This is a genomic window from Acinetobacter sp. 70_2, from assembly GCF_056736115.1.
In genome coordinates, this window is sequence record NZ_JBWZIP010000015.1 from 1,923,225 (window position 1) to 1,936,595 (window position 13,371).

General features: G+C 38.7%; 11 protein-coding genes. 8 read left to right on the forward strand and 3 right to left on the reverse strand.

Translation table 11 applies throughout. The features are described 5' to 3' along the window. Positions 1-27: 27 nt before the first annotated feature. The 3 genes from AC1PJ9_RS18105 to AC1PJ9_RS18115 form a co-directional block, all read right to left on the reverse strand. On the reverse strand, positions 28-1,491 hold the full coding sequence (locus AC1PJ9_RS18105; RefSeq protein ID WP_311088004.1) for an amino acid permease: 1,464 nt from the start codon (positions 1,489-1,491) through the stop codon (positions 28-30). 331 nt (positions 1,492-1,822) lie between these two features. Further along, complete coding sequence (gene astA / locus AC1PJ9_RS18110) at positions 1,823-2,917, reverse strand: arginine N-succinyltransferase (protein ID WP_311088005.1); 1,095 nt, start codon at positions 2,915-2,917, stop codon at positions 1,823-1,825. Then, complete coding sequence (locus AC1PJ9_RS18115) at positions 2,914-4,149, reverse strand: aspartate aminotransferase family protein (protein WP_311088006.1); 1,236 nt, start codon at positions 4,147-4,149, stop codon at positions 2,914-2,916. Before AC1PJ9_RS18115 ends, astA begins: the two co-directional genes overlap by 4 nt. A gap of 135 nt (positions 4,150-4,284) precedes the next feature. On the opposite strand from AC1PJ9_RS18115, the gene AC1PJ9_RS18120 reads away from it, so the two are divergent. The 8 genes from AC1PJ9_RS18120 to AC1PJ9_RS18155 all read left to right on the forward strand — a co-directional run bounded on the left by AC1PJ9_RS18120 (position 4,285) and on the right by AC1PJ9_RS18155 (position 13,325). After that, on the forward strand, positions 4,285-4,707 hold the full coding sequence (locus tag AC1PJ9_RS18120) for an Lrp/AsnC family transcriptional regulator (protein WP_002001056.1): 423 nt from the start codon (positions 4,285-4,287) through the stop codon (positions 4,705-4,707). 334 nt (positions 4,708-5,041) lie between these two features. After that, positions 5,042-6,472 (forward strand): gamma-aminobutyraldehyde dehydrogenase, encoded by a 1,431-nt coding sequence (locus tag AC1PJ9_RS18125; protein WP_019458201.1) that lies wholly within the window; start codon positions 5,042-5,044, stop codon positions 6,470-6,472. Positions 6,473-6,500: 28 nt separating this feature from the next. Then, on the forward strand, positions 6,501-7,271 hold the full coding sequence (locus AC1PJ9_RS18130) for a nuclear transport factor 2 family protein (protein WP_311071946.1): 771 nt from the start codon (positions 6,501-6,503) through the stop codon (positions 7,269-7,271). 59 nt (positions 7,272-7,330) lie between these two features. Beyond that, complete coding sequence (locus AC1PJ9_RS18135) at positions 7,331-8,050, forward strand: FadR/GntR family transcriptional regulator (RefSeq protein ID WP_086495971.1); 720 nt, start codon at positions 7,331-7,333, stop codon at positions 8,048-8,050. A gap of 65 nt (positions 8,051-8,115) precedes the next feature. Next, positions 8,116-8,829 carry a cache domain-containing protein gene (locus AC1PJ9_RS18140; RefSeq protein WP_049064971.1) on the forward strand — a complete coding sequence of 238 codons (714 nt, stop codon included), beginning with the start codon at positions 8,116-8,118 and terminating at the stop codon, positions 8,827-8,829. A 195-nt stretch (positions 8,830-9,024) separates the two neighbouring features. Further along, positions 9,025-10,356 (forward strand): APC family permease, encoded by a 1,332-nt coding sequence (locus AC1PJ9_RS18145; protein WP_308965064.1) that lies wholly within the window; start codon positions 9,025-9,027, stop codon positions 10,354-10,356. Between the two features lie 19 nt (positions 10,357-10,375). After that, positions 10,376-11,821, forward strand: a complete 1,446-nt coding sequence (locus AC1PJ9_RS18150; RefSeq protein WP_311088007.1) for an NAD(P)/FAD-dependent oxidoreductase — start codon at positions 10,376-10,378, stop codon at positions 11,819-11,821. A gap of 145 nt (positions 11,822-11,966) precedes the next feature. Then, positions 11,967-13,325, forward strand: coding sequence for an amino acid permease (locus AC1PJ9_RS18155; RefSeq protein WP_311088008.1), 1,359 nt, complete (start codon positions 11,967-11,969; stop codon positions 13,323-13,325). Positions 13,326-13,371: the final 46 nt, after the last annotated feature.

Genomic DNA, 13,371 nt, shown 5'->3' on the forward strand with positions numbered 1-13,371 from the left:
ATTTCTAATAAAACCACTAAAATTTATTTAAATATAATCAACCTTTTGCGCTTTTAAAATATCAAGCTGCAACATCTTTTTCTTTTTATATTTATAGGCAACGAATAAACCAATAAACCATACTGGTGAAAACTCTAAAGCAATCAGCGTATCATGATCTAAAGCTAAAATGACAATCGTAAAAACTAAAAATAACATCGTCAGCCATGCCATAAATAAACCACCCGGCATTTTATATTTTGATTGAAGATGTAATTCAGGACTTTTCTTACGATAATAAATATATGACATCACAATCAACATAAATGTAAAAATACATAAAATTGAAGTGAGTGCTGAAATAATCGTAAATGCAGTCATGACATTTGGAACAATAAATAAAATAGAAGTTCCAAGCGTTACACAAGCCATTGAAAAGACGAGTCCTCGAATTGGAACTTTTCTTTTAGACAGCTTACTAAAGCTTTTAGGCGCATCGTTGTCTAACGCTAAACCATATAGCATACGGCTGGTTGCAAAAATTCCACTATTTGCCGAAGAAAGAGCTGAGGTTGCCACAACGAAGTTAATTAAACCTGCCGCAATTGGTAAGCCAACTAAGGTAAACATTTCCACAAATGGACTTTTTTCTGGTGAAATTTTTGCCCAAGAGGTAACTGCAATAATACAAACCAATGCGCCTACGTAGAATAATAAAATACGTAAAGGAATAGAATTAATGGCTTTAGGAAGTGAGGTATGCGGGTCTTTTGTTTCTGCGGCAGTTGTACCCACCAGTTCGATACCCACAAATGCAAATATGGCAATTTGGAAGCCCGCTAAGAAACCTGTTACACCATAAGGAAACATAGATTGTGTTTCAAACAAATGGCTCACCGAAGCTTTGACGCCATTTGGAGAAGTAAAGCCCGTACTAATTAAATAAATACCAGCCAAAATAAACAGGATAATTGCAGTAATTTTGATGAGTGAGAACCAAAACTCAAGCTCACCAAACAGCCGAACTGCCACAAAGTTGAGTATGGTTAAGACTGCCAATGAAGTAAATGCCGGAATCCAGACAGGTAAATCGGGATACCAAAACTGCATGTACCCTCCAATCACAATCACATCGGCAATCGCTGTAATAATCCAGTTACACCAATACGACCAACCCAGAAAAAAACCTGCCCATGGACCTAAATAAGCGGTTGCGAAATCGGCAAATGTTTTAAAGTTCGTGTTGGCAAGCAGTAATTCACCCATTGCTCTCATCACGAAGAAAAAGAAAAAGCCAATAATTAAATAGGTTAAAATAATTGAAGTCCCGGAAACACTTAATGTTTTTCCAGAACCCATAAATAATCCGGTACCAATTGCACCGCCAATCGCAATCATTTGAATATGACGATTGGTCAATGAGCGTTGCAACTTTTCCTCCTCTTGCTCAGTCATATGCTGACTGCCTAGGAGGTCTCCTTCCAGGAACTGCTTTCCTTTATTATTACTCATGTAATATTAGCTCCAATTTATAGCAACCGTTATAAAGGTTTTAATAATATGAGTGATATAAGCTTCGATTAAGCCGAATAAATCATCTTACCAATATTATTAAAACCACTTATAATTTAGTAAATTCCATTTTTAAATCTTAAAATAGTTATTTAAAACAATAAAATATAAACCATAGAATTATCCCGTTATACCTCATCATCTGAGTATCTAAAATGAAATAATAAGTTCCATTCATTCAATTAAGATGATGTATATCCATATCAATTTTTTGACTCAGGGATAATATAATATTCCTCATAAAATGTGGTGAGTTGTAAAAACTCACTGCTTAATTAACCGCCATTTGCAAATATTGATTATTTTCCAATCTATTTACAGCTTTTGATTTTGAAACCTGTTGAACATTAATACTCAATATTCGAACCTCTGCCCCATTTTGAACATTCAACTGTTTAGCCTGCTCTAAACTGAGCTGTATTCGATTTTGATAAGGTGTGCTGTACACCACAATTGCCCGATAATTTTCATAATCATCATTAGCAACAATATAAGGTTCATCACCTAGAGTTAAATCAGTAGACTCTTCAACTTGTACAGTTAAAATCTGACTGTCTTTAATAGCACGTAAATTTTCAATATCGGCCTGTAGTGTTGCTCCGCCATCAAAAATATCGACATAGCCTTTATAGCGAAGCCCTTCTTCAAGCAAAAGATTATAAGCTGGCCGTGTATTTGGATGAACCATACCAATTGCGGCTTTAGCATCGTCTGGCAACATATCGACATAGAGCGGATGTCTCGGCATCAGCTCGGCAATAAAGGCCTTTTGCCCTATTCCGCTTAAATAGTCCGCTTTGGTAAATTCAATATTAAAAAATTTATGACCTACCGCATTCCAAAATGGAGACTGCCCATTTACATCGGAATAGCCACGCATTTCTGCAACAATCGTTTCTTCAAAGTATTGACGAAATGCGGACAAAAACAAGAAACGTACTTTAGATAAAAACTTGCCATTTTTATTTAAACGATAGTCTGGGTCTAAAAATAACGTACAAAGCTCACTACAGTTAGTATGGTCATTACTCAAGTACAAAGTCGGTAAAGCGTTATAAACACTTAAAGGTTCTGACGCATGCACTTGAGTACCCACATGGAAGTTATACCAAGGCTCTTTTAACCCGAGCGCGACTTCAATACCGCAAACACCCACGACTTTGTTGAGTTCAGTATCTTCCAAAACAAATAAGTAAACCTGATCTGCTTTTGGTAATTCGCCTGCTACTGTTTTACAAGCGCGTTCAATACGGGCAGCTAACTTTTCCATATTCGGCTGCAAAGATGTCAAACCAAAACCCGCTTTTTGAGCCAAAAGGTAAAGATCATTAACATCCTTAGGTTCAATGTAGCGAATAATCATCATGCTGCTTGTTCATCCTTTTGAATTTCCACAAAGCGAGCAAGTGCACGTTCGAAGCGTTTTAAACCTTCATCAATATCAGCAAAAGGAATAATTAAAGACGGCGTAAAACGTACAACATTTGGTCCAGCAATCAAACTCAGTAAACCTTCCTCACCCGCAAGGTTATTAATATCTTTTGCTTTACCTGCAAACTTATCTTTTAAGGCACAACCAAGGAGTAAGCCTTCGCCACGAATCGTTTTAAAGACTTCGTATTTTTCATTTAATTTATTTAAAGCGTTTTTATAGTAATCATGACGTTCTTTTACGCCTTCAAGCACTTCTGGCGTATTAATAAACTCAAATACAGCACCCGCAACCGCACTTGCTAACGGGTTACCACCATAAGTTGTACCATGTGTACCCACTGAAAAATGCGGCGCAAATTTATCAGTTGTTAACATTGCACCAACTGGGAAACCACCGCCTAATGCTTTTGCAGTGGTAAGAATATCCGGAGTAACACCTGAGTTCATGTAAGCATAAAGTGAACCTGTACGGCCTACACCAGTTTGTACTTCATCAAAAATAAGCAAGGCACCAAACTCATCACACAGTGCACGTAAACCTTTTAAAAATTCGATGTCAGCAGGAATAACGCCACCCTCACCTTGGATCGGTTCAACAATGACTGCACATGTTTGCTCATTAATTACCGCTTTTGCAGCTTCTAAATCATTGTAAGCAACATGGCTAATGCCGTTTGGAAGTGGTGCAAAGTCTTGTGAATATTTTGGCTGACCACCTGCTGAAACGGTAAATAAGGTACGGCCATGGAACGCATTATTAAATGCCACAATGCCGCTTTTACCCGCAACACCGCTGTCGAGTCCAACTTTACGAGCAAGCTTTAATGCTGCTTCATTCGCTTCTGCACCTGAGTTACAGAAGAATACTTTGTCTGCAAATGTATTTTCAGTGAGTTGTTTAGCAAGGCGTAGAACTGGTTCATTGGTATAACCGTTACCTACATGCCAAAGTTTTGTTGCTTGTTCTGTTAATGCATTTACTGCCACTGGATGCGCATGACCTAATGCGTTTACTGCAATCCCGCCTGCAAAATCGATATATTCTTTATTTTCTTGATCCCAAATACGTGAACCTTCACCACGTACAGGAATGAAATTTGCCGGTGCAAAAACTGGAACCATCCACTCGTTAAAGTCGCTACGAGAAACTGCAAAATTATTCATCTTATCTAGTCCATTAAATTGAATTATTCGGGTGAGCTAATGCCCCTATTATTCAAAATCAAATTGATTCACAAAATTTGTAATTCAGCAAAAAATGAATTATTTTTTACCAATTTGATAATTGACAATGACATTATGGACAATATTGATCAAATTATTTTAGGTTTACTCAAAGATAATGCACGGATGTCTGTAACCGAGTTAGCCGAAAAAGTTCACGTCTCAAGAGCAACCATTAAAAAGAGAATGGAGTATCTTGAGTCTTCGGGCATCATTACTGGCTATACAGTTCGTTTTAAACCCAATGCCGAACGTAACGTTATCCGTGCATGGATGAGCATTATGGTCGAAGGCACCAAAGCACAGTCTGTGATTAAAGAACTACGCCTAGAAAGTGCGGTGGAATGCTTGCATAAAACCAATGGTAAATGGGACATTTTAGTCGAGCTACGTTCCGACACTTTAGAAAATTTTGACAAAGTTTTAGAGAGAATTAGGAATATTTCAGGTATTTATAACAGTGAAACTAGCATTCTGCTTGCGAGTCATAAGACTTGATCATTCACTTTAATTTCAAAGAATAAGAATTGATGAGCTAAGCATAAAGTTTGGCTCATCCCTCCATTCATACAAAGAAATTTCCTTGAACACCCACTATTAAAATTAAAAACCATCACAACCATAATCCACTCTAAAAAGCCTCAATAAATTTTTAATTTTTTTTAAATAATCAAATCAAAAACTTAAAATCTAATTTGATTTAAATTTTCACTTTTTTCACTCACTCCTCTCATCAAGGCATTTGACAGAAAAATTAAAACATAATACATATAGTATTATATGTTATATGTTATATGTTATATGTTAAAACCTAAGGACAAGGTATAAGAAAATGGCTAAAACTCAACTAAAACACTTTATTAACGGCGAATATGTTGCTAGCAAAGCAAATGATTACTTCGACTTGGTGAGCCCAGTCACTGGTGAAGTTTATGCACAGTCACCCAATGCAACCGATGCAGAAGTTGATGCAGCCTATGCCGCTGCCAAAGAAGCATTTAAAATTTGGGGACGCAGTACACCATCAATGCGTCAAAAAGCATTACTGAAGCTGGCAGATGCTATCGAAGCAAATGCTGACCGTTTGATTGAAGCTCAAAGCCGCAATACAGGGCAATTAAAACACTTAATTGCATCTGAAGAAGTGGGTGTATCGGCAGATCAAGTTCGTTTCTTCGCAGGTGCTGCCCGTTTACTTGATGGTTCAGCAACTGGTGAATATTTAGAAGGTTTAACCTCTTCTATTCGCCGTGAACCTATCGGTGTAGTTGGCCAAGTTACACCTTGGAACTATCCACTTATGATGGCAATCTGGAAAATTGCTCCTGCTTTAGCTGCTGGTAACACAGTGGTACTCAAACCAAGTGATACCACTCCTGAAAGTACTCTTTTACTTGCTGAAATTGCTGCACCATTCTTCCCTAAAGGTGCATTTAACGTTGTGTTAGGCCAAGCACAGGTAGGCTCAAAAGTGGTATCGCACAAAACGCCTGCTCTCGTTTCGATTACAGGTTCAGTGCGTGCCGGATTACAAGTTGCCGCTTCTGCCGCAGCAAATTTAGCGAAAGCTCACCTTGAACTTGGCGGTAAAGCACCTGTACTGGTTTTTGAAGATGCCGACATTGATAAAGCCGTTGAAATGATTGCTTTAACAGGCTATTTCAACGCAGGCCAAGACTGTACTGCGGCAACACGTGTCATTGTGGCTGAATCTGTTCATGATGAATTTTTAGCTAAACTCGTTGAGGCTGCCAAAAATACTCGTTTTGGCGATCCAGATGATCAAGACGCTCTATATGGTCCACTTAACAATGCCAACCAATTGAAAAATGTTAAAGCGTTTATCGACAACTTACCTGCTCATGCCAAAGTTGAAACAGGCGGAAAACAAGCAGACCGCCCAGGCTTCTATTTTGAACCGACTGTTATTAGTGGTTTAAAACAACACGATGAAGCCATTCAAAAAGAAATTTTTGGACCAGTCATTACCGTTCAAAAATTTACCGATGAAAATGATGCGATTGAAAAAGCCAACGATGTTGAATATGGCCTAGCTTCAAGTGTCTGGACCAAAGATCATGCTCGCGCAACTCGTCTGTCACGTGAACTCGATTTCGGTACAGTTTGGATTAATACCCATATTCCTTTAACTGCGGAAATGCCACACGGCGGCTTCAAAAAATCAGGATATGGTAAAGATTTATCTGGTTACGGTTTTGAAGAATATACCCGCGTTAAACATGTGATGAGTTCAAACGAATAATAACAATGCGTTTTGAAAGGAGATCAAAATGAATAAACAAAAAATGAAAGACTTGGTGACTAAAGCACACCACGAGTTATTTAATTTGCATGACACCGCTGCTCTAGACCGTTATTTTTCTGAAGACTTTATAGAGCACTCACCACTCGTTGCAAATGGTATTTCGGGTCTTCGCCAATTAGTAGAAGATTGCCCAGACATGCAACACGAAGCTGTACGCGTACTCGCAGATGGTGATTTGGTTGCAATTCATGGCCGCTTTCAGGGATTAGATGAAAACCCTTTGGTTGGCTTTGATATTTACCGAGTAAAAGACGGTAAAATTGTAGAGCATTGGGATGGGCTTGTAGCAGAAGCTGCACCGAATGTAAGCGGTAGAACACAATTAGATGGCCCAACTGAAATCGTAACTCACCATGACCCAGAGAAAAATCGTGAGATTGTGACGTCTTTCTTTAAGGAGTCATTAATTGATGGAAATTACGATGCCTTCAAAGAATACACCCACGGCGATCAGTTCATTCAACATAGTCCAGATATTGGAGATGGCGTTAAAGCCGTCATTGATTTTTTGAACAATATCCGTAATGAAGGACAAGGTTTGGTATACTCAAAAACGCATCGCTCCATTGCTGATGGTCAATTTGTATTGACTCATTCCGAAGGTAGTATTGCCGGAAATCGACATGCCTATTTTGAATTATGGCGTGTAGATAATGGCAAAATTGTTGAACTTTGGGATGCAATACCAGCCGTGCCTGAAGATGAACAGGCTGTCCATGGTTATGGCGTGTTTTAATAATTATTTATCCGCTTCATTAAGCTAAGTCTTTTGACTTAGCTTTTAGAGAATTCGCCATGTCAGCATATACGATAATTTTTGCACCTATTGCTCAAGCAACTCGTTCGGAACAAGTTGTAGAACGCTTGGAAAATGCAATTATCTCTGGTTTGCTAAAAAGCAATGAACAACTTCCTAATGAAGCAGACTTAGCACGTTTAATGGGCGTTTCACCCATTACCGTTCGCGAAGCTTTAAATACTTTACGTGTAAAAGGTTTAATTGATACACGTCGCGGCAGAAATGGTGGAAGTTTTGTTTGTGAGCTACCTTCAGATTTACTGTTAAACCAACATCCATTGCGCCAAGCTTCAAATGAGTATCTTGCCGATTTAGGCGAGTTTCACAGTGCAATTTTAAGTCATAGTGCATATTTAGCCGCTCAAAGAACCACAGAATATGAACTAGGCAAAATAAAAGAGTTGATTGAACAATTTGAGAAAGCCGTTGAAGCAGACACACGCGCACAGCTTGATTTACGTTGTTTGCTGACACTCACCTCATTTGCCCAATCTGCAAGACTGGCAAATCAGGAACTCACTATTCAGGCTGAATGGGCTCCCCTTATTGCCGTGCTTTATCAAGACAACGATTTTCACCGTGAAGTTGTAAAACAATATCACCATCTTTTGTCGTCTTTTGTTGAAAACAATGAAAATGAAGCTGTGATTCAAGCCAGAAAAATAGTTTCAATGCTCACTGACCAAATGCTTCGCTATAAGTTATCGAGTGAATAAAAATAATAAATGAGATGGCTTATCAATAATCAAGTTAGGAATATGGAATTTTAGGAGTTATCGGAATGACCCAGCACTTAGATTTAGATATAGAAGAGCTTCAAAGTTTATTAAAAAGTGTTGTTGAGGAAACAACAACGATTACGGAAACACTGGCGGCTAAAGCAAGCAAAATTCTGTCAAAGCATGCATCTGAAAAAAATGCAGATATTAAGCTTTCAACTTCAGAACGCTCTGCTTTGCAGAAGGAAATTAAAAATGCGCTAAATCAGAGCCATTATAGTCAAGGAACTGGTTTTGCAAGTTATAGTCCAGCAACGCAAGACGAGCAAGACTACTGGACACTCGAATGGTGGTATAAAAAAGAAGACCAGTTACAACAAGCGAAACTTGAAAACTACCAAAATGCGCAGCGCTTTTTAGATTTCCGCTCTTTTGAATGGTTCCACAAACCTGCTCAAGATAAAAGCCCATGCATACATGGCCCTTACGTTGATTATATTTGTAACGGCGCCTACACCATCACCATTGCTCACCCGGTCATGATTCATGATCAGTTTATTGGTGTCATTGCTACCGATATTTTAGTTTCGGCGCTTGAAAAGCTACTTATGCCAAAACTCAAAAATATCAAGCAAAAGGCAGTCATTATGAATGATTCATCTCGGGTCATTACTTCAAACGACATTAGCATCCGAACTGGAACCTTATTTAAAGAAAAAGCTGTTCAACAGTTTTTCTCGCGACCCTGTCCATCTTTCCAGTTGGTTGTGATCTAAAAAGAAAAGAATAATAGCTCTTTATTCTAACTTTAGTGTGCCACCAAGGTGAAATAGCACTTTAAGCCTCTAGCTACTGTTCAAACTTTCTTCAATCAGACTTGTTTATTCAAGTCTAGGGGAAGTTTTGGCCTAAAAATAGCATCGCCTTTCTGGATGAAAAGCAAAAATAACGAAATTTGAGGTTGAAAAGACATGGAAAATAAAGCGTCTTCCTTAAAAAAACTATCACTATGGCAAGTCACGATTATTGGTATTGCCTATATGACCCCCATGACGGTTTTTGATACTTTCGGTATTGTTTCCGGAATTACCAATGGTCATGTTCCTCTCGCATATTTACTTGCTTTAGGCGCGATGCTGCTCACCGCCTGGAGCTATGCGAGGTTTAGTAAAAATTCTGAAAGATCAGGTTCGGCCTATAGTTATACAGCTGAAAGTTTAGGGCCTAAAAGTGGATTTTTCGTTGGCTGGTGTTCTCTACTCGACTATCTGTTATTACCCCTTATTAATGTGTTACTGGCTGCAATTTATCTCACCGCACTCATTCCGAGTATGCCTTATTGGTTTTGGGTGCTGGTATCGGCGGGCCTTGTGACTTTAGTCAACTGTTTCCGTATTCGATTACTTGCCAACTTAAGCCTCGTGTTTGTGTTTGCTCCGATTATCCTTATGGTCATTTTTGTATATTTAGTGGTTCGTGGTATTGGCTCAACTCAAGGTTATGAACACGTGCTGACCTTGGCTCCGCTATGGCATGGTCAGCAATCGCTATTACCGCTCGTTGCTGGCGCTTCGGTTTTATGTTTTTCATTTTTAGGTTTTGATGCAGTCACTACTCTTTCAAATGAAACCAAACAACCCACTAAAAATATTCCTCGAGCAGTCATGTTAACAACACTTACTGGCGGGCTTATTTTCTTCACAGCCGCTTGGTTTATTCAGCTTTATTTTCCAAACAATGTTCGTTTTCACCACCCTTCAGAAGCACTTCCTGAAATTGTGCTTTATGTAGGCGGCGCGTTGTTTCAGTCGATATTTTTATGCGGCCAAATTATGAACACAGTCGCCTCTGGTCTTGCCTCGCATGCCAGTGCTTCGCGTTTACTGTATATAATGGGCACCGACAATATTTTCCCTAAAAAGTATTTTGGAACCATCCATAGCTCTTTAGGTACGCCATTTTTCTCGGTTTTATTTGTCGGGCTTATTTCAATGTCGGCTATTTTTTTAGATTTAGCTCAAGTCGTAAGCCTGATCAGTTTTGGTGCGCTCGTTGCTTTTACGGCCGTCAACTTCTCAGTTTTTATGAAATTTTATATTAAAGATAAACAGCGCTTAGGTTTTAAAAATAAATTTCTAAACCTATTTTTACCGCTTCTATCGGTCATTAGCATTATTTGCTTATGGCTCAATCTTGACTCATCTTCACTGATTTTTGGATGCTTCTGGTTATCTTTAGGCATTCTTCTATTTATTTATAAAACGATTAAAAAACAAAGTATTGCCATTAGTAATGCTTATTAATTTTTTAAGGAACTTCTCTATGAAAATTATTTCTAAACCCCAGCTTTTAAAAGATGTGGAATACAAACCAAGTAAATCTCTACAAGTGGGCAAAGAGTGGAGCTGGTTAAATCCAAAACATGCGAAATTTGATACAGCCACGGTTAATGATGCGTCGGTAGATAACCCAGCCAACTACTATGAAAGCTCACTGTCTGATTGGTATACCTTTGATAGTTTAAATGCCGACATTGAATGTGATGTCGTGGTTATTGGCGGTGGTTTATTAGGTTCATCGACTGCCCTACACCTAGCTGAACAAGGTGTAGATACGGTTTTATTAGAAAAAAACCGCATTGGTAGCGCAGCTTCTGGCCGAAATGGTGGACAACTTACTCCTGGTTTAGCACGCTGGGAAGCTCAAGAAATGGCCGATCGCTTAGGTTATGAAGATGCAAAAAAACTTTGGCATTTTACCTCTACTGAAGCGATGCAACTCATTGATGACATCTCGGAAAAATACCAGCTCGATTTTGACCGAAAATACGGCCATATTACTGCCGCCGTTCATGAAGGACATTTGGTTGGCTTAACACAAGGTGCTGATGCCCGAAAATATTTAGGCGAAGACCATACCCGTATTGTAGGTAAGCACGAACTCATGGACTATATTAAATCTGACTACTATACAGGCGGTTTAATTGATGAGTTAGGCGGACAAATCCATCCTTTAGCTTTAAACCGTGGCTTAATTTATGGCTTTTGCCAAAACGGCGGTACTGTTTATGAACAAACCGAAGTTATTTCAATAGTAGAAAAAACAGATGGTATTTATGTTCAAACAGCAAATGCTGTCGTAAAAGCTAAAAAGTCTGTGGTGTTAGCAGTACACCATGCCTCATTTAAACTTTTATCGGAACAAAGCAATACGACCATTCCGTTTTACACCTATGTTGCGACCACTGCTCCATTAGAACTGGATACCAAAGAGCTTCTGCCATTTGGACATCCAGTTTATGACACTCAGTTCCAGATTGATTATTACCGCCCTGTGTTTAATAACCGTTTACTTTTTGGTGGACAAGGCACTGGCACATGCTGGGGACCTGAGAAAACTTTAAATTATTTAAAGCATCGAATACATACCGTATTCCCTCAAATTAAAAATCTAGAGATGGATTTCGTCTGGAGTGGAACCACTGATTTAACTGTAAATGGTGCGGTTGATAGTCGTAAGTTTGGCAATAAATTCCCTATTTATGCTGTTCACGGCTGGAGCGGTCACGGCGTAGCACAGACTGTTCGTATTGGTAAAGCCATCGCAAGTGATTTTGTTGGGCAATCGAATGACTTTGAAATGTTATCTAAAATTGACCATCAAAATATTATTTTTGGCCGTACCCTTGCACCTGTCGTTATTCCACTCGCGAAAAGCATGTATGGCCTCGGAGCAATGATTAACCCGGGCAAAATGGTGTCTTTCTAATTTATAGAACCACTAATTTTCCAAAAAGGATTCGTACAGTTGTGTGAATCCTTTTTATTTAGCTGAGTAAAATCCTTTTCAAATTAGGTTATCCCTAGCCAATCCATTACAATAGCGTCGGCTTTTTTAGACAGCGCATAGTATTTTGAGTAACTCAACTTCCCAATTAAAACGTGGACTTAAAAATCGTCACATCCAGTTAATCGCTATGGGTGGTGCTGTGGGCACAGGACTTTTTTTAGGCTCTGCACAAGTCATTCAATCTGCTGGTCCTTCAATCATTTTGGGTTATGCCATTGTCGGTTTGGTTGCATTTTTAATTATGCGCCAAATGGGTGAAATGATTGTAGAAGAACCTGTGGTTGGCTCTTTTAGCTACTTTGCACAAAAGTATTGGGGAAGATTTCCCGGTTTTTTATCGGGCTGGAACTATTGGGTAGTGTACATTTTAGTGGCTATGACTGAGCTTACCGCCGTAGCGAAATATGTACATTATTGGTGGCCTCATATACCTGCGTGGGTTTCGGTTTTATTTTTCTTTGTACTGGTCACTTGCTTAAACCTAGGCAACGTTAAATTTTATGGCGAATCTGAATTTTGGTTAGCCATTATTAAAGTTACCGCAGTCATTTCAATGATTGTATTTGGCTTATATTTATTGCTGACGGCAGGCAACGACTCTATAGCGAGCTTTTCAAACCTATGGCAGCATGGCGGCTTTTTCCCGCATGGGTTTTCGGGTTTGTTCTATATGCTCGCCTTTTTAATGTTTGCATTTGGCGGTATTGAACTGATAGGAATGACCGCTGCTGAAGCTGAAAATCCTGAAAAAAGTATTCCACAAGCCATTAACCAAGTTATTTTTCGAATATTGATTTTTTACGTGGCTTCACTCGCGATTATTATGTCGCTTATTCCATGGAATCAACTGGACCTTGGCGGTTTAGATAAGAGTCCATTTGTCATGATTTTTAGTCAGCTTGGCATTGGTTGGGCGGCACATTTACTTAACTTTATTATTTTAACTGCTGCCCTTTCTGTTTATAACAGTGGAATGTATGCCAATAGCCGTATGTTGTACGGGCTAGCAGTTCAAGGCAACGCACCTAAAGTTTTTGCAAAAGTAAGTAAACAAGGCGTGCCAACAGCCGCTGTTGTTTTCTCTTCTATCTTAATTTTTGGGTGTGTTTTACTTAACTACTTTGTACCAGAAGAAGCTTTAAGCCATCTTATGTATATGGCTGTTGCAGCTTTAGTTTTAAACTGGGCGATTATTAGCTTTACCCACTTAAAATTTAAAAAAGCTATGAAACTTGAAGGCAAAGTTGCCAAGTTCCCTGCTCTATTTTCACCTTTAAGTAACTATGTTGTGCTCGTTTTTATCGGCATGATTTTATACATTATGTGGACTCAAGGCTTTAAAGAATCGGTAATTCTAATTCCAATCTGGATTGCTTTAATGCTTGGTTTATATAAAGTTTTAAGGTTAGATAAATCATTCTGAACGTCCTAAAAGGCTTATTCAAACAGAATAAGCCTTTCTTGATTTA

Excerpts from the sequence above, each read along its gene's own strand:
- AC1PJ9_RS18105 (WP_311088004.1), bottom strand. The coding sequence starts at position 1,491 with ATGAGTAATAATAAAGGAAAGCAGTTCCTGGAAGGAGACCTCCTAGGC.
- astA (WP_311088005.1), bottom strand. The coding sequence starts at position 2,917 with ATGATGATTATTCGCTACATTGAACCTAAGGATGTTAATGATCTTTAC.
- AC1PJ9_RS18115 (WP_311088006.1), bottom strand. The coding sequence starts at position 4,149 with ATGAATAATTTTGCAGTTTCTCGTAGCGACTTTAACGAGTGGATGGTT.
- AC1PJ9_RS18120 (WP_002001056.1), top strand. The coding sequence starts at position 4,285 with ATGGACAATATTGATCAAATTATTTTAGGTTTACTCAAAGATAATGCA.
- AC1PJ9_RS18125 (WP_019458201.1), top strand. The coding sequence starts at position 5,042 with ATGGCTAAAACTCAACTAAAACACTTTATTAACGGCGAATATGTTGCT.
- AC1PJ9_RS18130 (WP_311071946.1), top strand. The coding sequence starts at position 6,501 with ATGAATAAACAAAAAATGAAAGACTTGGTGACTAAAGCACACCACGAG.
- AC1PJ9_RS18135 (WP_086495971.1), top strand. The coding sequence starts at position 7,331 with ATGTCAGCATATACGATAATTTTTGCACCTATTGCTCAAGCAACTCGT.
- AC1PJ9_RS18140 (WP_049064971.1), top strand. The coding sequence starts at position 8,116 with ATGACCCAGCACTTAGATTTAGATATAGAAGAGCTTCAAAGTTTATTA.
- AC1PJ9_RS18145 (WP_308965064.1), top strand. The coding sequence starts at position 9,025 with ATGGAAAATAAAGCGTCTTCCTTAAAAAAACTATCACTATGGCAAGTC.
- AC1PJ9_RS18150 (WP_311088007.1), top strand. The coding sequence starts at position 10,376 with ATGAAAATTATTTCTAAACCCCAGCTTTTAAAAGATGTGGAATACAAA.